The sequence below is a fragment of the Priestia sp. FW507-14D1A genome (genome assembly GCF_058781295.1).
The window spans coordinates 226,011-247,310 of record NZ_JBYSWQ010000006.1; the positions used below are offsets into that span (position 1 = coordinate 226,011).

Annotated in this window: 25 protein-coding genes and 1 pseudogene; 8 read left to right on the forward strand and 18 right to left on the reverse strand. The window is 34.4% G+C overall.

Annotation, left to right across the window (positions count from 1 at the left end):
• Positions 1–123: 123 nt before the first annotated feature.
• The 4 genes from AC3WJG_RS20595 to AC3WJG_RS20610 form a co-directional block, all read right to left on the reverse strand.
• Positions 124–723: a hypothetical protein gene (locus tag AC3WJG_RS20595; protein ID WP_060745022.1), complete on the reverse strand. Its 600-nt coding sequence runs from the start codon at positions 721–723 to the stop codon at positions 124–126.
• 185 nt (positions 724–908) lie between these two features.
• Positions 909–1,394 carry a hypothetical protein gene (locus AC3WJG_RS20600; RefSeq protein WP_102813309.1) on the reverse strand — a complete coding sequence of 162 codons (486 nt, stop codon included), beginning with the start codon at positions 1,392–1,394 and terminating at the stop codon, positions 909–911.
• Positions 1,395–1,473: 79 nt separating this feature from the next.
• Entirely contained in the window at positions 1,474–1,950 is a 477-nt protein-coding gene (locus tag AC3WJG_RS20605) for a hypothetical protein (protein WP_060745020.1), read from the reverse strand.
• Between the two features lie 129 nt (positions 1,951–2,079).
• Entirely contained in the window at positions 2,080–2,967 is an 888-nt protein-coding gene (locus tag AC3WJG_RS20610; RefSeq protein WP_102813308.1) for a LysR family transcriptional regulator, read from the reverse strand.
• A 184-nt stretch (positions 2,968–3,151) separates the two neighbouring features.
• Here AC3WJG_RS20610 and AC3WJG_RS20615 point away from each other — a divergent pair, with 184 nt between their 5' ends.
• Both AC3WJG_RS20615 and AC3WJG_RS20620 read left to right on the forward strand, forming a co-directional pair.
• Positions 3,152–3,490, forward strand: coding sequence for a DMT family transporter (locus AC3WJG_RS20615; RefSeq protein WP_028410021.1), 339 nt, complete (start codon positions 3,152–3,154; stop codon positions 3,488–3,490).
• Complete coding sequence (locus tag AC3WJG_RS20620; protein WP_060745018.1) at positions 3,490–3,801, forward strand: DMT family transporter; 312 nt, start codon at positions 3,490–3,492, stop codon at positions 3,799–3,801. Before AC3WJG_RS20615 ends, AC3WJG_RS20620 begins: the two co-directional genes overlap by 1 nt.
• A 237-nt stretch (positions 3,802–4,038) precedes the next feature.
• Here the strand turns inward: AC3WJG_RS20620 and AC3WJG_RS20625 are convergent, their stop codons facing one another.
• Together AC3WJG_RS20625 and AC3WJG_RS20630 are read right to left on the reverse strand one after the other, a co-directional pair.
• Entirely contained in the window at positions 4,039–4,551 is a 513-nt protein-coding gene (locus tag AC3WJG_RS20625; RefSeq protein WP_016766374.1) for a DIP1984 family protein, read from the reverse strand.
• 41 nt (positions 4,552–4,592) lie between these two features.
• The gene (locus AC3WJG_RS20630; protein WP_492588548.1) at positions 4,593–5,387 is read right to left on the reverse strand and encodes a hypothetical protein; all 795 of its coding nucleotides are present in this window, start codon (positions 5,385–5,387) and stop codon (positions 4,593–4,595) included.
• 214 nt (positions 5,388–5,601) lie between these two features.
• Here AC3WJG_RS20630 and AC3WJG_RS20635 point away from each other — a divergent pair, with 214 nt between their 5' ends.
• Positions 5,602–6,099: a DinB family protein gene (locus AC3WJG_RS20635; protein ID WP_328239986.1), complete on the forward strand. Its 498-nt coding sequence runs from the start codon at positions 5,602–5,604 to the stop codon at positions 6,097–6,099.
• Between the two features lie 175 nt (positions 6,100–6,274).
• On the opposite strand, the pseudogene AC3WJG_RS20640 reads toward AC3WJG_RS20635, so the two are convergent.
• Positions 6,275–6,478, reverse strand: a pseudogene (locus AC3WJG_RS20640) (cysteine hydrolase); the annotation flags it as partial.
• A gap of 9 nt (positions 6,479–6,487) precedes the next feature.
• Positions 6,488–6,694 carry a DUF1272 domain-containing protein gene (locus AC3WJG_RS20645; protein WP_081085204.1) on the reverse strand — a complete coding sequence of 69 codons (207 nt, stop codon included), beginning with the start codon at positions 6,692–6,694 and terminating at the stop codon, positions 6,488–6,490.
• A 144-nt stretch (positions 6,695–6,838) separates the two neighbouring features.
• Between AC3WJG_RS20645 and AC3WJG_RS20650 the strand changes: the two genes are divergently transcribed.
• Together AC3WJG_RS20650 and AC3WJG_RS20655 are read left to right on the forward strand one after the other, a co-directional pair.
• Positions 6,839–7,261 carry an Lrp/AsnC family transcriptional regulator gene (locus tag AC3WJG_RS20650; protein WP_334036035.1) on the forward strand — a complete coding sequence of 141 codons (423 nt, stop codon included), beginning with the start codon at positions 6,839–6,841 and terminating at the stop codon, positions 7,259–7,261.
• A 277-nt stretch (positions 7,262–7,538) separates the two neighbouring features.
• The gene (locus tag AC3WJG_RS20655) at positions 7,539–7,751 is read left to right on the forward strand and encodes a hypothetical protein (protein WP_016766369.1); all 213 of its coding nucleotides are present in this window, start codon (positions 7,539–7,541) and stop codon (positions 7,749–7,751) included.
• A gap of 310 nt (positions 7,752–8,061) precedes the next feature.
• Here AC3WJG_RS20655 and AC3WJG_RS20660 read toward each other — a convergent pair whose 3' ends face one another.
• The 6 genes from AC3WJG_RS20660 to AC3WJG_RS20685 all read right to left on the reverse strand — a co-directional run bounded on the left by AC3WJG_RS20660 (position 8,062) and on the right by AC3WJG_RS20685 (position 13,059).
• Positions 8,062–8,823, reverse strand: coding sequence for a PAS domain S-box protein (locus tag AC3WJG_RS20660; protein WP_225049663.1), 762 nt, complete (start codon positions 8,821–8,823; stop codon positions 8,062–8,064).
• Between the two features lie 727 nt (positions 8,824–9,550).
• Positions 9,551–9,877, reverse strand: coding sequence for a YflT domain-containing protein (locus tag AC3WJG_RS20665; RefSeq protein ID WP_028410015.1), 327 nt, complete (start codon positions 9,875–9,877; stop codon positions 9,551–9,553).
• Positions 9,878–10,136: 259 nt separating this feature from the next.
• On the reverse strand, positions 10,137–10,427 hold the full coding sequence (locus AC3WJG_RS20670; RefSeq protein WP_013056394.1) for a spore coat protein: 291 nt from the start codon (positions 10,425–10,427) through the stop codon (positions 10,137–10,139).
• A 17-nt stretch (positions 10,428–10,444) separates the two neighbouring features.
• Entirely contained in the window at positions 10,445–10,642 is a 198-nt protein-coding gene (locus AC3WJG_RS20675) for a hypothetical protein (RefSeq protein WP_016766364.1), read from the reverse strand.
• Positions 10,643–11,335: 693 nt separating this feature from the next.
• The gene (locus AC3WJG_RS20680) at positions 11,336–12,109 is read right to left on the reverse strand and encodes a TerC family protein (protein ID WP_016766363.1); all 774 of its coding nucleotides are present in this window, start codon (positions 12,107–12,109) and stop codon (positions 11,336–11,338) included.
• A 329-nt stretch (positions 12,110–12,438) separates the two neighbouring features.
• On the reverse strand, positions 12,439–13,059 hold the full coding sequence (locus AC3WJG_RS20685) for a TetR/AcrR family transcriptional regulator (protein ID WP_098525854.1): 621 nt from the start codon (positions 13,057–13,059) through the stop codon (positions 12,439–12,441).
• A 135-nt stretch (positions 13,060–13,194) separates the two neighbouring features.
• Here AC3WJG_RS20685 and AC3WJG_RS20690 point away from each other — a divergent pair, with 135 nt between their 5' ends.
• On the forward strand, positions 13,195–15,417 hold the full coding sequence (locus AC3WJG_RS20690; protein ID WP_337133344.1) for an MMPL family transporter: 2,223 nt from the start codon (positions 13,195–13,197) through the stop codon (positions 15,415–15,417).
• 476 nt (positions 15,418–15,893) lie between these two features.
• Here AC3WJG_RS20690 and AC3WJG_RS20695 read toward each other — a convergent pair whose 3' ends face one another.
• On the reverse strand, positions 15,894–16,274 hold the full coding sequence (locus AC3WJG_RS20695) for an immunity 22 family protein (protein WP_098332615.1): 381 nt from the start codon (positions 16,272–16,274) through the stop codon (positions 15,894–15,896).
• A gap of 206 nt (positions 16,275–16,480) precedes the next feature.
• Here AC3WJG_RS20695 and AC3WJG_RS20700 point away from each other — a divergent pair, with 206 nt between their 5' ends.
• On the forward strand, positions 16,481–16,702 hold the full coding sequence (locus AC3WJG_RS20700) for a hypothetical protein (RefSeq protein WP_028410011.1): 222 nt from the start codon (positions 16,481–16,483) through the stop codon (positions 16,700–16,702).
• A 312-nt stretch (positions 16,703–17,014) separates the two neighbouring features.
• On the opposite strand, the gene AC3WJG_RS20705 is transcribed toward AC3WJG_RS20700, so the two are convergent.
• Together AC3WJG_RS20705 and AC3WJG_RS20710 are read right to left on the reverse strand one after the other, a co-directional pair.
• Positions 17,015–17,179 (reverse strand): hypothetical protein, encoded by a 165-nt coding sequence (locus AC3WJG_RS20705; RefSeq protein ID WP_335571095.1) that lies wholly within the window; start codon positions 17,177–17,179, stop codon positions 17,015–17,017.
• Between the two features lie 170 nt (positions 17,180–17,349).
• Positions 17,350–18,552 carry a DUF4145 domain-containing protein gene (locus tag AC3WJG_RS20710; protein WP_337133345.1) on the reverse strand — a complete coding sequence of 401 codons (1,203 nt, stop codon included), beginning with the start codon at positions 18,550–18,552 and terminating at the stop codon, positions 17,350–17,352.
• Positions 18,553–19,283: 731 nt separating this feature from the next.
• Between AC3WJG_RS20710 and AC3WJG_RS20715 the strand changes: the two genes are divergently transcribed.
• Positions 19,284–19,505 (forward strand): hypothetical protein, encoded by a 222-nt coding sequence (locus AC3WJG_RS20715; RefSeq protein WP_098248860.1) that lies wholly within the window; start codon positions 19,284–19,286, stop codon positions 19,503–19,505.
• Between the two features lie 72 nt (positions 19,506–19,577).
• Here AC3WJG_RS20715 and AC3WJG_RS20720 read toward each other — a convergent pair whose 3' ends face one another.
• Positions 19,578–21,074, reverse strand: coding sequence for a class I adenylate-forming enzyme family protein (locus AC3WJG_RS20720; protein WP_335571060.1), 1,497 nt, complete (start codon positions 21,072–21,074; stop codon positions 19,578–19,580).
• Positions 21,075–21,300: the final 226 nt, after the last annotated feature.

Here is a 21,300-nt window from a genome sequence, read left to right on the forward strand (position 1 = left end):
AGGGTATTACACTTTATCCATATTTTTAGTTTTGATTGTACTAAATATTATTTTGAATAGATATGGAAAGAATGAAAGTACAAAAAAGGAATGCACCACACCATAGGTTTGTTGCATTCCTTTTTACTTTTGCAACTTCTGGTTAAAAGTCTCAGCGACAAATTCAAATTCTACATCGTCTTTATGAATAAAAAATGTAGTACACCCTTCAATATCAATACATTTATTAGACTGAGCACATACTACATCTACCTCAACCAGATTAAAATGAACAGCATGAGCATCCTCACTATCTAGACCCATTGTTAAACGATTAATACTATCGCCAAAAGACTTAAAAATAAGCTTTTTCCCTTCCAAGTTCTCTTTACTAACGCCAAATTTCTCATTATTCAATATCCCTTGAAACGATGACGCTTTGGGAAGGCATTGGATATGATGAATGCCTTTGTAGCACCTTAAAGTAAACAAAAAAGGGTGTGCTTCATCTGCCATAATCTCAACACCATATTTAAACGAAAAAGTTTTATAAACCATTTCATAAAATAAAGGGATGACAATATCATCCCATGATTCATAAGCATGAGCATGTATGCGTATTAGGTGGGGATATAAGCTGGTAATGGCACGCTGAAAATTTAATAAAACTTCCGTATCCGTAAGTTCAGATAAAGAATCATCGATTTCATGTTTCTTTATCTTTCGTAGCCTATTATCAATCATCAACTTTTCCCTCCTACTTCTATTAACAAGGAGACGGGACTACGTAATAGCTTTCCAAGAACATCTTTAAAGTGAAATTTTTAAAAATCAATTTCAACAAGCATATCGCCCCAACCATGTCCTTTTAAACAATAATTAAATTTCATACGTTAGTTAATCCTCAATAGTACATGTACGTCATGAAGCTATTTATTATTATACTTGTCTAAGTCTTTCCATTTTGTAAACTTGTTTCTAAGATTTCTAGATATTTCTTCGTCCTTGCTCAGAAGTAAAATTAAAGATGAGTCCCAAAAAACTAATTCTATAATTGCTTTAGGGTGCTGAATTGTTGGTGTTTCAATCCAAAAATCCGGATTACCATCAGCATAAGGCTCTTCTTTAAGCATATCTAAATTTATAGTTTCTTTCTTATCAAAGGCAGAAAAAACTCCCCATATAAAATAGATGTCCTCTTTATTAGCAAGCTCCGTGAGCTTTTCACCTGTAATCCAGTACGTATTGCCGTTTATTCCATTGTTGTAAATTCTGCAGTCAGTAAAGTAATTAAGGTACTTTTCTGGAAAAGATCCATCTAAATCACTCAACAACCAATTGTACTTCTCATGGAGATTATTAAAAGAACTTACTATTTCCTTTAAATCATAAAAGCTCTCTAAGATAGTATTCATGCATGTTTCCTCCATATGTTTTACCATTTTCCTAAATGATTTTTTTGTACACTATATACAAAAATAGTTAACATAACGCTCATTCAAACTCACTAGGACACCAAATAGCTATGTCACCACCCGGAGTTGCAACTAAAAGCCAATCAACTCCTCCAAAAGGGTCTCCTAATTGCCAGCATTCGTAGTTAGGATCGTAGCCATTCACAAATAGAACTCTCCCCGATTCTAGAGAAATGATAAGATGAGGCGATACAGTATCTAGCTGAACGTTTACTACTTTTTGTCTCCTAATATCCCAAAGATGCTTAAAATGTTGCTCTTCTGTATTAAAGGGCACTTCATCCTCTGATGATGGGTATGTATCACAGGCTTCGGGATATACAGTCCAATTTGTTTCGATGCTTAAAACAAAATCATCATCATCTTTTCTATTATAATTAGTAAAATACAATAGAGCTGTAGAACTATTAATCCCAAATTTTACGCCGTCTATTTGACTGCCAATAAGTAAGTGCTTCAGTACTCGTTCTGCAAATTTTCTGTCCTCTATTTTCACTGTGCTTGCTCCTTTAAAAGCATTTTTGATTTATGCCATATAAAAAGCTCACTTTTACCTTTCTAGTTAACACTTGGTGCATTTATACATAGGGTAAATAAAAAACCTCTTTATGAAAAAACAGTCTGTTTATTTCTGCTTTTTCCCTTCTCTTACTTCGCTGATTGTCTTTATAAATTCACGCTCAGTTACTCCTAGATAGGAGTCGGAGCGACGAACGTACACAATTCTGAGGTTTCTGTAAGGCTCGGGTATTGAAAAGAGTTGTACTAATCCTTCCCTCTCATATCTTTCCGCTAATGACCGGGCTATAAGTGTCACACCAAGACCAGAAACTACTGTCCCCATAATCGTTTCAAGTGTAGCAAATTCCATGATTTTTGGTGATACTATTTGTTCGTCTTGTAACCACTGCTGTAGTCTTTCTCTATATTGGCAGCCTTCATTAAATAAAATGAATGGTAAGTGCAGTAACTCTTTGGCAGACTGAATCTGCTTCTTACCTTTTTCATTTGCACTGCATACAAGTACAATTTCTTCATCAAAAGCCAGAATTTGATCAAGCGTTGACACATTTACTGGTTCTGCTACAAATGCCCCGTCTAACTGGAACTTAAGAACTTTCTCTATTAATTGTGTACTTACTCCTGATACTAGAGAAATATCCACATTTTTGTGCTTATTATGATAGGAAGAAATGATTTCAGGAAACCCTACTACTGTTTCAACTAACCCAATACATAATGATCCAACAAGGTTACGCTCATCTTGAAATGCTTTCTGTATTTCATCCATCAGCCGCATCATTTGTTCTCCATACGTTAAAAGTTTTCGACCTTCTACATTTAATGTCATTCCGCGTCTGTGACGATGAAACAATGGGTGTCCAATTTTTCGTTCAAGAGAACGAATGCGTGCTGTTACATTTGGTTGTACATAACCTAGCTTATCAGCGGCAAGGCTTACACTGCCGTATTCTGCTACAGCCATAAATATGCGTATATCTTCTACTTCCATAAACATCCTCCTTTCCACTTACATTCATTTAGGTATTAATAATAGTGATATCTACAATCATTTATCATTATTTTACAAGATATCAAGCTCTAGATAAAATAATGACATCCGAGTGCTACTGCAACTATTTAGTAGAAATTACGTAAAGTTCTTAAAATGAGGTGACTGAAAGGAGGAAATCTGATTGTTTTATTTACTATTGTTTCTTGCCATCATTTTGGAGGTAATCGCAGTATTTTTTCTTAATCTTACAAATGGATTCACAAACTTTGTTCCTACTGTTTTTGCCATACTATTTTATTGTTCTTCAATTGCTGCTTATATGCTACTCAACGCCAAAGGTGAAGTAGGAGTAGCAAGTGCTTTGTATGCTGGAGGAGCAACCGTACTTGTTGTGGTCACAGGTATTATCTTTTTTGATGAAACTATTTCCTTATCTAAAATTTTAGGTGTTTCTCTTATTATAATTGGTGCAGTTTCTCTTAACATTAAAGAGAGCTCTAAAGAAAGGATGACAGCGTAATGGGATACGTATTTTTAACGGTTGGCTTAATTTTAGGCATTGGAGGGCAAATGTGCGTAAAACTATCCAAAGGTTTTAGACAAACTGTTCCCACAATAGGGGCATTTCTACTCTTCATTGCTTGTATTTATTTTATTTCTCTAACGACACACTATTTTGAAATGGGCGTCGTTTTTGCTATATGGGCAGGGCTGACGATTGTTAGTACAACGCTGTTAGGTATTTATATATTTAAGGAATCAAAAAACAAAAGAAAGATTATCTCGGTTACTCTTATTATTACAGGTGTTATTATACTGAAAGCTTTCTAATAAAAATAAGATAAATAAGGCCCTTACTTAACTTACAAGTAAGGGCACCATAGAAGGAGTTAAAAACAAGGAGGTATTGGTCATCGACCGTCCATTGCTATAGTTGGTTATTGGTAAATAGTAACAGTGTAATGGGTCATTGGATTATTGGTTTTATCACTTGCCATCACAATAGTACTTTGAGTACACTAAACATTCTCCTTCTATGCCTTGAAGGGAGTCTCACCTCTTCAAGGGTTAAAAATATTTATCTCCATCAAACTCTAACTCTATTTGATAGTTTTTAGCGTTAATTAAATTTGATAATCTATTTGCTTTCTTTTCAACCTCTAGCCCTCTTAGACGATATTCTTCAGGATCAAATGTAGCCACTTTAATAATGGATACCCCTTCTCCGTAGTAAGGATATTCTTCTTTAGATGATGAACCAAACTCCTTATATTTTCTTGCTTTAGCACGTAATTGAGTGGCATATTCAATCGCTTCTACAATTGTTAGTTTGTGTTCATTATAAGTAATATTATTTTGAATATTGGCTTGATACATTAATTTATCAAGTAGACGCAAATCCTTTCGAATGTCCTCTAAATCCTGTTCAACATCAGATAGTGATCTAGCCTGAGGAGGAATCTTCTCCCCTTTTTCGATCTCTACAAATGCAACTCGGTCCATCTCTTCTTCTAATTCATGTATTCGTTTTGATAATACACTTTTCAATTTCACAGCCTCTGCTAGAGAAATCTTAGACATAGATCAAAGCTCCTTTATCCATAAACTTAATTTTCACTATTTTATTGTTCTAATACCTTTTCATAATAAGGAGGTGTTGTGCCACTTCCGCCATCCCCTGAGACACTGCTGCGATCTACTTTATAAGACATTACATAGCGTCCTTTTTGTTTACCTTTAGTCCAGTTTTCTTCAAACGTCACTAGATAAAACTCTTTATTTAATTTTTTAGCACGAGTTTTTCTTTCGATTTGATACCCTCCAAAAGCTCCTTTCCATGTTCCAACTTTAGCAGGAAATAAATCAATATCTGTTCCTTCACCACTTGTCGCAAACTCTATGGCATCTTCTTTCGTAAATGGCGGAAGGCTAGGTGATAGCGCTTCTAATATACTCCAACTGAGAAGTGAAAGAATAAGAGGTATAATTAGCAATACCTTTGTACTTTTTTCCCTGTCAATTCTTCTTTCTACCCACCAATCTATACATGCATATAACATAGCGGCTGCCATCCCGTAATAAGCCAAATGTGTATCTTGAAAAAACAAACCGTTAATTAAGCCTAATATGCCGTGGAAGAAGACAAATAGCCACCTCATGTTGGGAAGCCATTTCTTTCGAATAGCGTCCAGTATAACTGAGACAAAATTTCCATATATAGCAATAACGTCCCCTACATAAAAAAGATATACAAGGAACCACCCTACCATGTCATTTCCAGTATGATACGATAGTTCTTCTCCGTCAGTTAGCTGTTGAATCAGACCTGTTATTGTCAAAAGGTAAGCTAAAATAAAGCTTGTAGAAAGAGTTGTTATCGTCTTTCTCAAAATCACATAATCTTTTTTACTTTCCATAAAGGGTACCTTTTTCTACTTATTTCTATATATTTTATATTAAACCATATTTCTTCATATAAAGGTGACTTACAAACAAAAAATTGTGATTGATACTAATTGTTTTAGTGGCTTTGTTGTAGTAAGTCGTTAATCACAGAAGTACATATATTAAACTGATTTGTGTTAGACTGTTACAAGCTTAATACTTTGAAAAAGAAAGGCTGAAAAAAACATGACACAAACGAATACAGCATTTCGTGATGCGCTTATCAAATCACTGCGAGGTGAAAGAGGCCATCTTCCGACGATTAACGCAATAACTGATATTAATATAGAGCTTGCTTCACATAAACAAGAGGAATTACCTTATTCTATTTATCAATTAGTGAAGCATATGAGCTATTGGCAAGACTTTTTACTTGCCCTTGCTAAAGGAGAAAACCCTGAAAGACCGAAAAGTGTAAGTGAAAGCTGGCCTGAACACCCTGCTCCGTTTGATGAGGAAGAATGGAAAAAGACAATCCAGCATTTTTGTAATGGAATTGACGAAGCATGTCACTTAGCTGATACATTAGCAATCGAAGAACCTCTGGATGCTTGGCCAAGTGAAACCCCAGGGGGATTACTGCGTAATATTGCTTCTCACAACAGCTATCATCTAGGTGAAATTGTCATTATGAGAAGGTTAAACGGAGCATGGCCACCGCCAACAGGAGGCTTTCCTGCTTAATAAAAAACGATTGAAACACAATGATTAGCAGAAACAAAGCCCTAAGAACCGTCAATTAAACACTTTTAGGGCTTTATTTTAGTTATGTACTATTACCTTCTGTTTCATCTATAAATCAATCGATTACTGAATTCGATTTTCAGTACTCTAAAAATCTTTGTCTTCGTGCAATTAGTTACCTATAAGAATAATGTGTCGGACAAAACAAGTCTTCTTCTGCATTTCTGACAATTGAAAAGTGTCCAACATTGTAATGACCATGTAAACTTTCACTATGATGCTTTATAATTTGTTCCGTACTTAAACCTGTTATGGTTCGCTGTTGAATGCCCACTCCATTGATCGTAGCTGTTTTGACTGCACTATCTATACAGTGTTGTCTCTAAATTTATGACAAGCTCAGTGAGCAACTTAACGAATGTTCTTTGCCCCTTGGTCTTTTAACTAGTTCTCCTCCACAGTTAGGACAAATATACATCGCGTTTTCACTACATTTATCACAGAATGTACATTCATGAGTACAGATATAAGCGACAGAGCTATTATGGAGTTTCTTATTGCACTTTTCGCATGTATTTCTCATTTCTAAAGCCATTAAATCCCTCCTTTTGATATAATTAAATTGTATTGTATAAATTTCTATTTTCACATATCTATTTTATTGTATTACTAGTTAATAGCTTTAATATTGACGGAAAATTCATTATTTTAATTTATAATTTAAAGCGGGGTATGTTTTATGGATGAAATTGATCGAAATATATTACTATATCTACAAGAGAATGCTCGTTTGTCCGTTACACAGTTGGGAAAGCTGGTTGGCTTATCTACCCCTGCTGTTAATGAAAGAGTAAAAAAACTTGAAGAAAAAAACATAATAGATGGATATAGAGCAATAATTAATCCTGAAAATTTTAATAAACCTGTAACAGCTTTTATTTTATATAGCAATACAAAATGTAAGCAATTCATAGAATATTGTAAAGAACACCCTGAAGTTATCGAATGTCATCGTTTGGCAGGCCAATACAACTATCTAGTAAAAGTTTTAACTAATTCTGTTCAATCTCTTGAAGCATTTATTGATGAATCTATGGCTTTTGGAGAGCCGTCTACATTGATTAAGCTTTCTTCACCAGTTGTTTATAAAGCAATAAAGTAGATTAATAATCTACTCTTTTTTATTACTGAATCTATTCAAGGTAATTCTATTAGTAATTCTATTATAAGAAGAACATGTTCTGTTGATAGTCACCTTTTTAACTGACCAGCTAGTAGAATTAGAAGTGTATAGAATTTACAATTGCAGTTACCATACTGTCTGTTATCGACAGGTATTTTTCTATGCGTTCATATGTTACAATAGAGTAAGAACATAAATTAAAATTATATGGTCTCTTTGTACCCTGGGTTTCCTTATAATGGAAAGAGGTACTTTTATGAATATACTTGAAATAAAAAAAACGCTTTATACTCTGATTCAATATGAGGATAGCGCTATTACTCATACCATTCCTCAAGTACTGGAACTGTCGTATTGTAAAACATCTAAGATTTTTCAAATCACTACACTTACGGATCAAAAAACCTTAAATTATAACGATTATGATATAGATAACGCTTCTGAAGCTTTATACAAGATCTTAAACTGAAGAAAGCGATTCAATGATTCTTCTATCTTTTATTTAACAAACGTGCAATTGCACAATATATTATTTTAAACAAAAGAAACTCCTGGTATATGTTCAGGAGTTTCTTTTTTGTTTTTCTAATGTATACAGGATACAAATCTAATTTAAAAAACTCACCTAAAGATATTTAAAACAGCACGAAAACGTACAGATCATGCCACTATTCCTTTAATTAAAAAATCCCTCTAAAAGGTTTAGCACCACCTAAAGATTCATATAATATGTATCTTTAAAATTGTAAAAGTTGCTTTGGTTATTTTCATTTTACAGGTTATTTACTAGAAGTAATTCCTAAAAAATGAAGTGCATTTTTTACAGTAGCCATTGTCGGGGTAGAAGCTAAGTTAATACCTAGCTGTACAGCAGCGCGAGATAATTCTGGTCTTAATCCTGTTAAGATACATTGCACTCCAAGTAGTGACATAACGCTATTAATTTTAAACAGATGCTCCGTTACAATTGAATCCAATGTATAAATACCAGAAAAGTCTATAATTAAACAATTTATATTTTGTGTCTGCACTTTTACTGGAACAGCCATTAAAAGTTGGTTTGCTCTTTCCTCATCTATGGATCCTACTAAGGGAAGTACAGCGATTCCCTCTAAAAGAGGAACAAGGGTTGTAGACAGTTCATTTATTTGCTTTATTATTTCTTTTTGTCTTGTTTCACTCTCTTTTTTTACCGTAATATCTCTCACATAGGTTTGGATTACTTTTTTATCTCCCAGCAGCAAGGGATGACAATATAATTCAACATTAACAGTTGTGCCGTCCATTCTAAATATGGTTTCCTCAATGAGCTCTGCTGGACGTTCATAAGCAGATTGGATTCTTTTCCTTATTGCTGCTTTAGATGTTTCTTGAAATATATCTAAAGGACTTGCACCTATGATATCTTCCCTTTTTCCTCTAAAAAAATGTTCAGCCGCGTGGTTAACATATATAATCTTATGATTTGAATGAATAATGAGTGGATCTAACGCATATTCAATGACTTCCTGATAATCAATACCTGAAATGTTTTCATTCATAATTTTCACTCCTTAATATGAAGGTTAGACTACTATTTCCAATTTATCAAGGGTTCAATTGCTTGTTTAAGATCTTAAAAAATGATAATAAAGTTTCCTTTGAAGTTATAAATAAGAAATAGTAAGAAAATAGAAGATTAAAAGGTCGTCTGTCCTTTACAGAACAAAAATAAAAACAGCCCTTAGAAATGAATTCAAGGGCCCTCTCTGCATTTATTTAAATCATACTTTCTTACGAGTTAAATCATGGTGTAAGGCTGTATCAGGAACTGTAGGATTAGGATGATTTTTTTTCACTTCAAACGAGAATTCTTTTTGATGACCAAATATATTAATTCTTCTTTTAGATCATTTACAGAGTTTTGTCTTTTCCTCTTTTGCCCTTTACCCTATTCTCATTTGAATGAATCGTTTGATCTCTATTTCTTTTTCTTCTACTAAGAAAATAGATAATAAAACCTACTAAAACTAATAAAGTAATTAGAAGGATACTTGTAGGAAAGTATAACGTCCCTATGTGGATACCCAAAAATTGAATCATTACCCTTTCACCTCCATATGAGAGTAGTAAACGACTCAAGTAATATACTTTTCGTTCAGTATCTTTCCGATTCATAAACCCTTCGTACAGAAGAACAAATATTATATATAAAGCAACATGCTAGTATGATTTACTAATACTTCTCGATCACTTAGTTTCTTCGAAAGTTATTGCAAGGAAAAACCATTACACATCTTTTTTTGCAATAATGATTATACGTTCTTGTTTCATTTCACCGACACACTGTTTAGCTTCTTCTTGGGTTAAACCTAACGAGGCCATTTTAGAATGAAGTTCATCTTCACGAGAAAATAACTTATTAACTGCAGATTCAAAAACTCCTTGTTCAGAACCTCGATATTCTTTTGTATTTGTTGTATTTGTTAAATATTCCGAGCGCTCTTTATTATAAGTCAATAAATAAATTTCACTTTTACTAAACCCGTTAGCGAAAAGCTCTTCAATAAACTTATTTGCCTGACCACTATTTTCTGCTACTTTAATTTCCTTCACTATTTTCTCCTCCTCTATCCCCATAGAATATGTCGTTCTACTAATAGGTGTATCCTTCAGCAGCCAATTAAAACCAATTTATTCGGATATGGGATAAAAGACTATAAAAAATCATCTAAATATTGTATAAAATGGGGTAAATTATCTACTTCTAAGAGAATAAAATATAGACTTCTTTTCCTTTTTAGAAATATGGAAAGAGAACTTTTTATGTAACCTTGAAAAAATTCCCCCTCTGACAATAGAGGGGGAATTTTAGTTAACCTTTCGCTAAATCTAACGCTTTATCTGCCTTTTTTAAATCGTGATTTACTTGTTCTTCTACATCATAGGCATGATACATCTCATTATCAATCATATATTGAGCAATCTTTTCATGAAGCTCAATAGCTTTATCTAATTGCTTTTTTAATACCTTTCGTACTTCGGGTGTCGCTGTTTCCGTAAGCGCTACAGCATATGTTCGTACACCATTCTTAGCTGATAATAATAAATCGGTCGCAATAGCAAGATCGTCTAACGTTTTAGTAAGAGTACTTTTAGTGGCCATTTTTCTACCCCTCCTATTTATTGAGCTTTCTTTAAGATTTTTTTCAATTCTTTAATCGCTTCAGTAGATGTTTGAACATCTTCTTCAAGAATTTTTTTTAATTCCTCATCCTCTACCAATTCCAACATCGCTGTTCCTTTTGTTACACATGATGTTTTAAGCGTTAAGATTTCATGAACTTCTAGCGTTTCGTGCATAGCTAGTCCCTTTGCCATGTTTGCATCCTCCTTGTCATTTTTTTGACTTGTGAATTATATTCCCAAATCATTTCCATTTAAACAAGTATTCATTATTTTTTAAAAATTTTAGAAAAAGAAACAGGAATATTAAAACTAACAAAAATAATCACCTGTTTTTGCAATTGACCTTCCATTGTGTTGCAGAATAAATCCCTTTAGGTGTAATATGTAGCCCTTCAATGAACCTTAAATTGTAAGTCTTTCCCTTTTTAATCGTTCAAAATTGGGTAATACATTTTGTAAAAAGGTGTGATTTTATTAATTTTTTACGTATTACCATCACGGCTGTTATTCTCTCTTTTGTTGGTGTTATATTCAGGGTAATTTACGGTCAAATAATTGGAGAAAAAGATGTTCAAATAGAAAGTCTTATCGGTCTTTTCATCGGTTTTTTTATTGGGATTTTCTTAATTTCCTGCTTTACTGATTATCGTAAAAAGAACAAAAATAATAAATAAAATAACCAAGTTCGTTTGCGCCACCATTTCAATTAAAAAGTGCGTTAACCCGGCTTTGGATTAACGCACTTGATGGTTACGCTTGAAACCACAAAACTCAATTTTCTATAGAATCTAAACATCCTTTTAAATGCTGAAATGAGGATCCATTTGGACGGAAAGAGTAAGGGTGATTAGTAAATTCAGGGTGCGCATTACACTCAATTACCTTCTAGGCTGATGATTTTTCTGATGACTTATTGCCCGGTGCAAACCAACCCAATAGCGCGATACCAACTAAGACTCCATAGAAAATCAGGGTCCAAATGGTGCTATGAGGAAAATGAGGATCTAAGACACCGATATCTTTATGTGCAAAAGTAATAACAGCAAGTTTCACACCTACCCAGGCAACAATGGCATATGCTGTCGTTTCTAGGGCAGGTCGTTTTTCAAGGAGTTTTACAAACCAGCTTGCTGCAAACTTGATTAAGATAAGGCCTGCAACTCCTCCAAGAACTACAACTGCAAACTGCCCTCCGTCCATCCCACCGATTTCTCCAAACTGTGAATCAGGAAGTCCAAGAGCTATGGCCACTGCAGCTAAAATAGAATCGATGGCAAAAGCAAGGTCAGCTAACGCAATTTTCCCAACTGTCGGCCAGAACCCCTTTCCAGCAGACTCCTTCTCATCATCATCATGAATATTCTCATTATGTTTCCCAAACCGCGCCTGAATGACATGTTTTAAACCTAAATACAGAAGATAAACTGCTCCTACGGCCTGTATCCACCAGACGTTGGCGATAAATGAAATGGCAAAAAGAGCTCCAAATCGAAAAATAAATGCCATAAGAATTCCGTAATTAATCGCTCTTTTTTTCTGATCCTCGGGTAAATGTTTAGCTATAACTGCTAGTACGAGAGCATTATCAGCTGATAATAATCCTTCTAACCCGATTAGAATCAATAATGCCCATACGTATTCCAGCCAAATAGATTCCATCCGCTTTTCTCCTTTCCAAAATGTAAGCTGTTATGCTAAAAGTTTTGTTTACAATAGAATAACCATATATGCTGCAGTAAACTCTAAAAGATAAAATTTTCATTTTTTTAACACTAATCAACAATTGAACATCTCTTAAGATAAACATAAATACGAATTCCAGTATGTCAGTAAATAGTTTATGTCAACATACTTACATAGGTTAGAAAGTCACCTTATTATTGTTATGCCCTTTCCCTTTTCTCAAGAAGTACCTGTGAACAATAAAAAACCAGCTGTAACATATTGGTTAATATGTTACAGCTGGTTTTTATAGTGAAATAAGAAAATTAATTAGGACTAATCCCTACCCAAAAAAGATCCACTAGAGCCTGAGCCGTTTTTTCAGGGCCCCCTAATTCTGTAATTAATTCTTTTTTGTTCCGAATCATTGTTACCGTGGAAAATGTATGCGCAAGCAATCTGGGACTTGCTACGACGATTTCTCCGCTGGTTGCAGCTTGCTTGAATACATTCTCTAATGCCTCATGTATCGCTTTCTCCGCTTCACGAATTTCATGAATATGACCTTCTGTAAGCGAAGAAGTGGCTTCTTGCAATAATGTTTCAAAATCAATATGCGGTCTTTTTAAATGATCTAATGTTACCTCATATAATCTGTGTTTTAGACCATTGGAATTTTGTAATAATTTCTCCGTTTGTTTTGTAATGCGTTGAAACATGCTTGATACCGAAACGGTAAACAAAGTTGCTTTATTTTTAAAATAGTAGTAAACGCTGGCCTTGGTCACATCGCTTGCTTCAGCCACTTGCTCCATTGAAACTTTTTCGTATCCATATGCCATAAAGAGATGGGCAGCTGTTTTTAAAATTTGATCTCTTGTTATATTATTTTCAGTTGTTATTTTAGGTCTGCCAGGCTTTTTTTTCGGTGTCTGATTCGTATTCATAAGGGCCCTCCTTCTAGTTCAAGAAATTGGCACATTTAAACTAGTTGATTAATTAACCTTCTGGTATATATAATTATTGAAGGTTCTATATATATTGTAATAGAAACAAACAGATTTGGAAATGAGGGAGAATTAATGAAAGAATCACCTTTAGCAACATTCAGTCGATTGATGACTGGAAAAGTGAGTCGTTGGGTTGTTATTGCCGTATGGATTCTGGCAACTGCAGTTCTAACGATTGCTTGGCCTGCCGTTAATAAAACGGAAGTGAACAATGCACCAAACTTAAGTGAGAATTCACCTTCCGTAGAGGCTGAAAATCTCATAAAGAAAGAATTCCCTAACTCTTCAGGGGTTCCTGCCCTGCTTACATGGCATAAAGAATCGGGTTTGAATACCGATGACTTAAAATCTATTCAGCAAGTGGCGGCAGATTTAGAAAAGAAACCATTAGAAGAACAAACGTCTACTCCACTTTTGCACAAATTACCATTAGCAGCTTTACAAAAAATGATTTCGAAGGACGGTACAACGCTTGTACAGCCCATTTTCTTTAAAGAAAACGTTGAAACGGATGTACTAGAAAAAAATCTAGACACGATTAAAAAACAAGTAAAAGAACAGGTTTCATATGATTCTTTTGCTACAGATATCGATGCAAAAGATAAGCTAAGCACGCGTGTTACAGGACCTGTAGGAATTCAAGTAGATGCAACCAGCTTATTTGAAGGAGCAGACGTTTCCTTACTAATCGCGACAGTTTTATTAGTCTTAATTTTACTTCTTGTCATTTATCGTTCCCCAATTTTAGCGATTATTCCTTTAATCGGTGTAGGTTTTGCCTATGGGGTGCTGAGTCCGATTCTCGGTATTTTGGCAGATAAAGAATGGATTACGGTTGACTCGCAGTCCATATCCATTATGACGGTCTTGCTATTTGGAGCAGGAACAGACTATTGTTTATTTTTAATTTCTCATTATCGCGATGAGCTTCGCAAAGTAAAAGATAAGAGACAAGCACTTATTAACGCCTTTAAAGGTGCTTCAGGTGCTATAGCTATGAGTGGATTTACAGTTGTCATCTCTCTTCTGGCCTTGATTGTAGCAAAATACGGTGCTTACCACCGTTTTGCAATCCCTTTTAGCTTATCTATTCTAGTTATGGGATTAGCAAGTTTAACACTTATTCCCGCCCTGCTTTCGGTTATGGGAAGAGGTTCTTTTTATCCTTTCGTCCCTCGTACTCCTGAAATGGAAGAAGAATTGGCGAAAAAGAAAGGAAAACCGGTGCGTGACCGAAAAGAAAAAAATCGTTTTGGAAATTGGATTGGTAATGTGGTTACGACTAAGCCGTGGACAATCATTGTAGCTTGTCTAGTCTTTTTTGGAGCTTTATCCATTTATTCTAGTCAAATCAAGTACACGTATGATTTATTGTCTTCTTTCCCTGAAGATATGCCTTCTCGTGAAGGGTTTGCGGTTATCTCTGACGCATACTCTCCTGGCGAACTGGCGCCAGCACAAGTAGTTATTGATACGGAAGGAAAATCAATAGATCTAGAAAAAGCATTAAAGAAAAATGATCTTATTAGTACCGTTTCTGCACCTCAAAGTGGTAAAAGTAATAAGAATTTAAAAGTATATGACGTCACGTTTAATATAAATCCATATAGTATAGAAGCAATGGAAGCTATTCCAGACTTGAAAGATGCAGCAGAAAAGGCACTATCGCAGTCAGGAGTTTCCACAGTGAAATCCAAAGTATGGATTGGCGGTCAAACAGCGACGCAATATGATACGATGACGGTTAGTGATAAAGACAACAGTATCATTGTCCCGCTAATCATTATTTTTATATCGTTGCTGCTATTGGCTTACTTGCGTTCTATTGTAGCTATGCTTTACTTGGTTGGAACGGTCATCTTGTCTTACAGTGCAGCTTTAGGGTTAGGCTGGCTCATCATTCACAACATCATGGGGGCAGATGCTATTCAAGGAGCGATCCCTTTATACGCGTTTGTATTCTTAGTGGCGCTTGGTGAGGATTATAATATCTTTATGATCTCAAGCATCTGGCAGAAAAAGAAGCACATGCCGTTAAAGCAAGCGATTAAAGAAGGCGTAAGCGAAACAAGCGGTGTGATCACATCCGCTGGAATTATTTTAGCTGCTACCTTCGCGGTTCTAGCAACACTGCCGATTCAAGTTCTCGTTCAGTTCGGAATTATCACGGCTTTAGGTGTTCTGTTAGATACATTTATTGTGCGACCATTCCTTGTACCTGCGATCACGACGGTTTTAGGAAGGTTTGCTTTTTGGCCAAGCAAAGTGGAAATGGTATCAGAAAAAGAGAAATAAGTATTTAAACAAAGATGTTTTATAGGTAATTTTCCATATAGCTTCACGGATGTAGAAATAAGAAACTGGAAAATATCACAAAAAAAGAAACCATAATTGTCTTTCAAGCAATTATGGTTTCACATAAAGCTCCATCTAGTGGACGTAATCTTTCCTCTAGGAACTAAATAATTCAACCAGTTCATGGCTAATACTAGGGCTGGCTGAATTTATAAATTTCTCGTATGTAAAGTTATTTATCCAGTGTTTTTTATCAACATGTTGAGTTGTTACGATTCTTATAAGCTAACGTTGATTATTCCCAGTAGATATAAAATACCAAATGCCGCTCCACATATTGCATTGGCAACCACTCCCCATTTTACAGACTTCATAATGACTAAATGTGCTATTTCCAAGCTCGTCACCTCCTCATAATATAACCTTTATAAGTGAACGCATTTATTGTGTAAACAAGCTACAAACATTTTACTAAATTATTCATATTGAACACTTCCTACATATTTAACGCGGTTAATCTCGTCGTCATCCCTGCTTTTTGTATGTTCAAAATCGTAAAGTAAAATCAAACTGTTAGCATTAGTAGGTAAGGCATCTCCGTATTTTTCAACAAAGTTAGGAATAACTACATCATCGTACGAACAACCTTCTAGTAATTGTGAAAGTTTATGAACCTCAACATCCTCATAGTGAGCTTCACTGAAATCTTCGTCAAAGTACTCAATATTAAAGTCCTTTTCGAATTGTGAAGGTATAGCGTCTCCGTCTTCTGTGTAAGCAATCAAAAGATAATTTTCTAGCTCTTCAATAGACGAAAATTTACCAACCCATAAAGATACGTAACTTATCTTCTCCATACAATCAACCTTTCTAACAAACATTTTTTTCAATCATTTATCTCTACACTAACTTTATACGAATTGCCAATCAATTAGGTAACTTAGTCTGTTCAATCTCCCACTACGATAACTTCTCAAACAAAATCCCCTGGTTTTTATTGGTTATCATTACTATAATAAGAAGAATAACAAATAGTGTATATTGCGAGGGTGACGGAAAATTTATGATTAAAGCTTTTAGCGCATTTTTACTGACTACTATCATTTCTTTTGTTGTAATGGTTGGCGCTCTACTCATTTGGGTGACCATGCAAGGAAATCATATAACCAATCCTTCAGATGGAGATGGATTAGGATTTGCAGTGGCATATGGCGGAATAGCAGCTATCCCCATTTCGCTTGCGATAGGAGTCTTTGGTGGAATTATTGGTTATTTAAGAGATTAAAAATCTAGAGTGAAATTTCAAATGCAATTTGTGAAACTAACTAGGTAAATACAATTATATTTGTCTAACTTTCGGAAAAAGCAACCAAATAGTTGGTTGCTTTTTTATTCATCATACGTATAGAATGTCTTTTCATTTATTATCTGCTATGTGTCCCTTTCGCTCCCCAATAAATTTAAAATGAGGTTAGGAGGAGCGAAGGGAACAAGAACATATTTATGATAATAAAAAAAGAGAGAAATCCATTTTATTTTAAGCACCTTATTTCTTCTATTTAAAATCTAACCTCAATAAAAAAGCTTTCACAAAGGCTTAATAATTTAATATAAATTCATTTTCTTCATCGAATTCTGAAACTTCCTTTTGTACAGCTGGTACCTGATCCACAGGAGATGAACTTGAGTAAATAGCAACAACTAAAGTAACCAGAGACGAACAAACAACTACCCATCCTCCATAATACAATGCTTTTTTCATAGTGATCTCCTCCCTAGGGTATTCTTTATAAAATATAAGATATTTCTAACTTGAAGATAATGGAACTATCTCTATTTAGTTAAGCTGGAAGGTGAAAACCCTTAAAATTTTGAAAGGGTTAAGAACCCTTTCCGTTTAGCGAACTCGCTTAGCCATATTACTACCTAACTCTATGCATTATTTAGCTTATATAAAAAATCATCTAGTTCTTCTTCGCTTTGAAATTTAAAAGAGTAGCCGAAATTAGTTGGTGTTTTCCCCTTGTTTATCGCTTTCGGAAAGCTTCTTAATGCCGTATTGTGACTCGGTTTGTCAGGAATTCTAAACTTTTCCTTAGCTGTATCTGGGTGTAGAACAATCGTTGTTAGCTTATTAGGTAGTAAATATACAATCTCTTTAGTAATTTTGTGTTCAAATTCTATAGCCTTTTTCGTTGGGTGATTCAATTTAAATTTATGTTTATCAAAGATTTTATTAACCTTTTCGCTTATCGTAATGGTTTTAACTTCAGTGTCGTGGGTTTCTGACATATTCATACGTACTACACTTTCAATACTATTAATTTGTTCCCAAAACTTTTCCATACCTTGGGTACCAATACCATTTAATTTCATATGCAGCTCAGCCATCGGCTCGTTAATTTTATTTAGAGAAGTAATTCCTACACGTGAAAACTCACTCAATAGATACTTACATCCATTTACAGGAAGCGTAGTGATAGGCATATCTGCTAGTTCGCTAGGTATAAAAATCTTTTCATTTTTAAATTGAAGATGAGCATTCATGGGAGATAGAATTGCCTCGTTAGTGGCGGAAAGCTTTAGTCTCGCTACATTTTTTACTTCTTCCTTTTCTAACCTCATATCATCAAATTGTTTTTGAATCTCTAACCTCATATCATCAATCTTTTGATCTAGATATAGTTTAAGTGTTTTATCTTGATCGTTATTTGTTTCTGAGGCAATAGAAAGTTTATACGCCGGAGCTTTAAACTCGTATGTCACATACAGCTGCATATACCAAACGCTTATTTCAAATAAAAACTTATGAGTCTGCAGCACATCGGCAGTCTCTACTTCCTTCACGTCATGTACAGCTTTATTTCCCTTCTTTCGAATCCACTCTAATTTTAGATAAATATCTTCTTCAATCGCATTTTGGCGATATAATTTATGTATTCTCTCAGCATGCTTAAGGGCATATAGCTCCTCAAGTTCTTCTTCCTTACTGATTAACTTCACAAGGTGCTCACTATATAAACGGGCCTGTATCAATGAGGCATGGGGCTCGTTAAACAAATTATCTTCTATACGCTCAGCCAGGTTTGCTAATTCGTTCGAGAATTGTCTAACGAAATCAAATAAAAAATTCATCTTTCTCTCTCCTGTTTCTTAGTATCTATTAAGCTAAAAGTTTTATTGAAAATTACTCGTTTTCAATACTATTTAGTTGAAATTTATTTAAGGAATGCTTTTATTACTCTTTCACTTGATATGATAGTAACCTTTGCAAATTAGGAAACTGATTATCTGGAGTAGATAAACAAACTTTATATCATGTTTTTGATACCAATTATTACGTATTAATTCGTTAGCACTCAACAGTTACTTTCACATGTAAAGTTATGCTGATTTTACATCATTTTAGCATAAAATCCCATAAAAAAATCACTCCTTTAAAAAACTATATAACTTTAGTGGCTATCATAACTGTTTTAGGAATTGTATAAATCCGGCTAAATCATCTACTTGTAAAGAAATAAAATATAGAGTTCTTTCTCCCTTTATACATATCGAGGTCCACTTAATTGACGTATTCAATAATAAAAAGAAGAATTTCGATTTACGGCCGATTAACTGGAGAAAAAGATGTACCAATAGAAAGTCTCATCGGTCTTTTCATTGGTTTTTTTATTGGGATTTTTTTAATTTATTGTTTTACTGATTATCGTAAAAAGAAAAAACATAATTAATTCACTGCTTTACAAACGAAGCGCATGATGCAAATTTTAATAATCTAAAATAGCTTTCTGTATAACGTTCATAAAAGCAGCTATTTAGGTTAAATTATTATTGAATAAACGTATGGTACTGGAGGTTGTAATTTGTTAATAGGTGAAATTGTTCAAAAGCTAAATAATGGTGCTACTTATGAGGAGATTGCTTCTTCCACCAAAAGTAATGAAGATATATTGAGGAATGATTTAAAGAAATTCGGATTTCACTATGATAATAACGAAAGAAAGCTGGTATTTACAGGATACGAATCTGAGTATGAGAATACACTTCGTATTTGTTATCCAGATATAAAAGGACTTTCCACTTAACATTTCTGCTGTAAATATATAATCTCCCATCATAAAAGCGTGGACTACATTCAGCCCACGCTTTAATTATCTTCATTTCAGTTCTCTTTTTAATACTTTACCGAGCTGATTTTTAGGGAGTTGATCAATAAAATAAACTTCTGGAACTTTGTAACTTGCCAATCGTTCTCTACAATAGTTTAGAATATCTTCTTTTGTTAAAGGAGAAACAGGATCTTTTACCACGTAAGCTACAGGTTTTTCTCCATAAACAGGATCTTCTACGCCTACCACAGCAGCTTCTATAACCGTATCCATTTGCTCAATAATTTCTTCTACCTGATCGGGGTAGATATTATCGCCGCCATATACGATAACATCTTTATAGCGTCCCATAATATATAAAAATCCGTCTTGATCTATCTTTCCAGCGTCCCCCATATAGAACCAACCGTCTCGTAGCACTTTGTCAGTTGCCTCTTGATTATGCCAATAGCCTTTAAAACAATAGGGGCTTTTTATAATAATTTCTCCAACTTCCCCTGTTTTTACTTCTTTTCCTGATTCGGGATCAATAATTTTTACTTCTACACCGGAAAGAGGCTTACCCGCCGATTCAATTTTTTCATTTCCCATATCCGGTGTCCATACACTCACTGTCCATGCTTCTGTACTTCCATACCCTTGGATCATTCTAATGCCTAACTCTTCATACTCCTTAATAAGATAAGCAGGAACTTTTGCTCCTCCTGCAATAGCAACCTTTAGTGAAGAGCTCTTTGACTCTGCATTTTTTACTCTTTCAAGCATTTGCATATACATAGAAGGAAACGCTAGCATCATCGTGATCTCATGAGTTTCAATCGTTTCCCAAATGATTTCGGGTGTAGGATCTGACAACAGAAATAACCCCATTCCGTTGGAAACAGACTTCAAAATATTATTAATAGAACTCATATGATAAAAAGGATGCGAGGCAAGAAATCGACCATCTTCTTCATAGTCTATTCGTTGACTCGATGGCTGTATATAAGAATACACATGACCATGCTCAATCATACAGCCTTTTGCGTTGCCAGTTGTTCCGGAAGTAAAAAGAAGCATAGCTATGTCATCTTGAGAGACCTTTATATTTGGATTTAGTATAGAATACGCAGAAAAAATTTCATTATATTCTTCAGTTGTCTCCACACTATTTTTTCTTCCTACTTGTAAAGTAATAACGTCATTTAATAGTTCGGAATCAAAAGGAATAACCTCATGAAATTTTTGGTCGTAGAAAATAACTTTAGGTTGTGCACTGTCTAAAATATCGATAATTTCATACTTCGTCAGCTGCCAGCTAATAGGAACCGCTACGGCTCCAATTCTTAATGCAGCTAGCAGAATGGTAGGAAACGGATGATTATTTTGACATAGAATTGCAATTCGATCCCCTTTTTTAATGTTATGGCTTAACAGATAATGAGCGAGTTGATTGACACGTTCATTATATTCTTTAAATGTATGGAAAGATGTACTCCAAATTAAAGCCTCTTTTTCAGCAGATTGTGTAGCCCTTTGCTCTAATAGTTCTCCAAGTGTATACATGATAGCTCTCTCCTTTAATGATAATGACCAGTTTGAATCATATTTAAATGGTGCTTCATTCTAATTATTTTTAAATCTATAAACTACATTACCCACAATTAACGTTAACGCAAACGTTAATTGTAGACGTTCGAAAAATTCATATCTTTTTAGCATGTAGAAGATATATATTGGCTATTCAAAGCAGACTATTCAATATACTTTGAAGCTTATGTTGAGGAGTTCA

What these genes read in the sequence shown, in the direction of transcription:
- AC3WJG_RS20595 (WP_060745022.1), bottom strand. Translation starts at nt 723, where the DNA reads ATGATTGATAATAGGCTACGAAAGATAAAGAAACATGAAATCGATGAT.
- AC3WJG_RS20600 (WP_102813309.1), bottom strand. Translation starts at nt 1,394, where the DNA reads ATGAATACTATCTTAGAGAGCTTTTATGATTTAAAGGAAATAGTAAGT.
- AC3WJG_RS20610 (WP_102813308.1), bottom strand. Translation starts at nt 2,967, where the DNA reads ATGGAAGTAGAAGATATACGCATATTTATGGCTGTAGCAGAATACGGC.
- AC3WJG_RS20620 (WP_060745018.1), top strand. Translation starts at nt 3,490, where the DNA reads ATGGGATACGTATTTTTAACGGTTGGCTTAATTTTAGGCATTGGAGGG.
- AC3WJG_RS20625 (WP_016766374.1), bottom strand. Translation starts at nt 4,551, where the DNA reads ATGTCTAAGATTTCTCTAGCAGAGGCTGTGAAATTGAAAAGTGTATTA.
- AC3WJG_RS20630 (WP_492588548.1), bottom strand. Translation starts at nt 5,387, where the DNA reads ATGGAAAGTAAAAAAGATTATGTGATTTTGAGAAAGACGATAACAACT.
- AC3WJG_RS20635 (WP_328239986.1), top strand. Translation starts at nt 5,602, where the DNA reads ATGACACAAACGAATACAGCATTTCGTGATGCGCTTATCAAATCACTG.
- AC3WJG_RS20645 (WP_081085204.1), bottom strand. Translation starts at nt 6,694, where the DNA reads ATGGCTTTAGAAATGAGAAATACATGCGAAAAGTGCAATAAGAAACTC.
- AC3WJG_RS20650 (WP_334036035.1), top strand. Translation starts at nt 6,839, where the DNA reads ATGGATGAAATTGATCGAAATATATTACTATATCTACAAGAGAATGCT.
- AC3WJG_RS20655 (WP_016766369.1), top strand. Translation starts at nt 7,539, where the DNA reads ATGAATATACTTGAAATAAAAAAAACGCTTTATACTCTGATTCAATAT.
- AC3WJG_RS20660 (WP_225049663.1), bottom strand. Translation starts at nt 8,823, where the DNA reads ATGAATGAAAACATTTCAGGTATTGATTATCAGGAAGTCATTGAATAT.
- AC3WJG_RS20670 (WP_013056394.1), bottom strand. Translation starts at nt 10,427, where the DNA reads ATGGCCACTAAAAGTACTCTTACTAAAACGTTAGACGATCTTGCTATT.
- AC3WJG_RS20675 (WP_016766364.1), bottom strand. Translation starts at nt 10,642, where the DNA reads ATGGCAAAGGGACTAGCTATGCACGAAACGCTAGAAGTTCATGAAATC.
- AC3WJG_RS20680 (WP_016766363.1), bottom strand. Translation starts at nt 12,109, where the DNA reads ATGGAATCTATTTGGCTGGAATACGTATGGGCATTATTGATTCTAATC.
- AC3WJG_RS20685 (WP_098525854.1), bottom strand. Translation starts at nt 13,059, where the DNA reads ATGAATACGAATCAGACACCGAAAAAAAAGCCTGGCAGACCTAAAATA.
- AC3WJG_RS20690 (WP_337133344.1), top strand. Translation starts at nt 13,195, where the DNA reads ATGAAAGAATCACCTTTAGCAACATTCAGTCGATTGATGACTGGAAAA.
- AC3WJG_RS20695 (WP_098332615.1), bottom strand. Translation starts at nt 16,274, where the DNA reads ATGGAGAAGATAAGTTACGTATCTTTATGGGTTGGTAAATTTTCGTCT.
- AC3WJG_RS20700 (WP_028410011.1), top strand. Translation starts at nt 16,481, where the DNA reads ATGATTAAAGCTTTTAGCGCATTTTTACTGACTACTATCATTTCTTTT.
- AC3WJG_RS20705 (WP_335571095.1), bottom strand. Translation starts at nt 17,179, where the DNA reads ATGAAAAAAGCATTGTATTATGGAGGATGGGTAGTTGTTTGTTCGTCT.
- AC3WJG_RS20710 (WP_337133345.1), bottom strand. Translation starts at nt 18,552, where the DNA reads ATGAATTTTTTATTTGATTTCGTTAGACAATTCTCGAACGAATTAGCA.
- AC3WJG_RS20720 (WP_335571060.1), bottom strand. Translation starts at nt 21,074, where the DNA reads ATGTATACACTTGGAGAACTATTAGAGCAAAGGGCTACACAATCTGCT.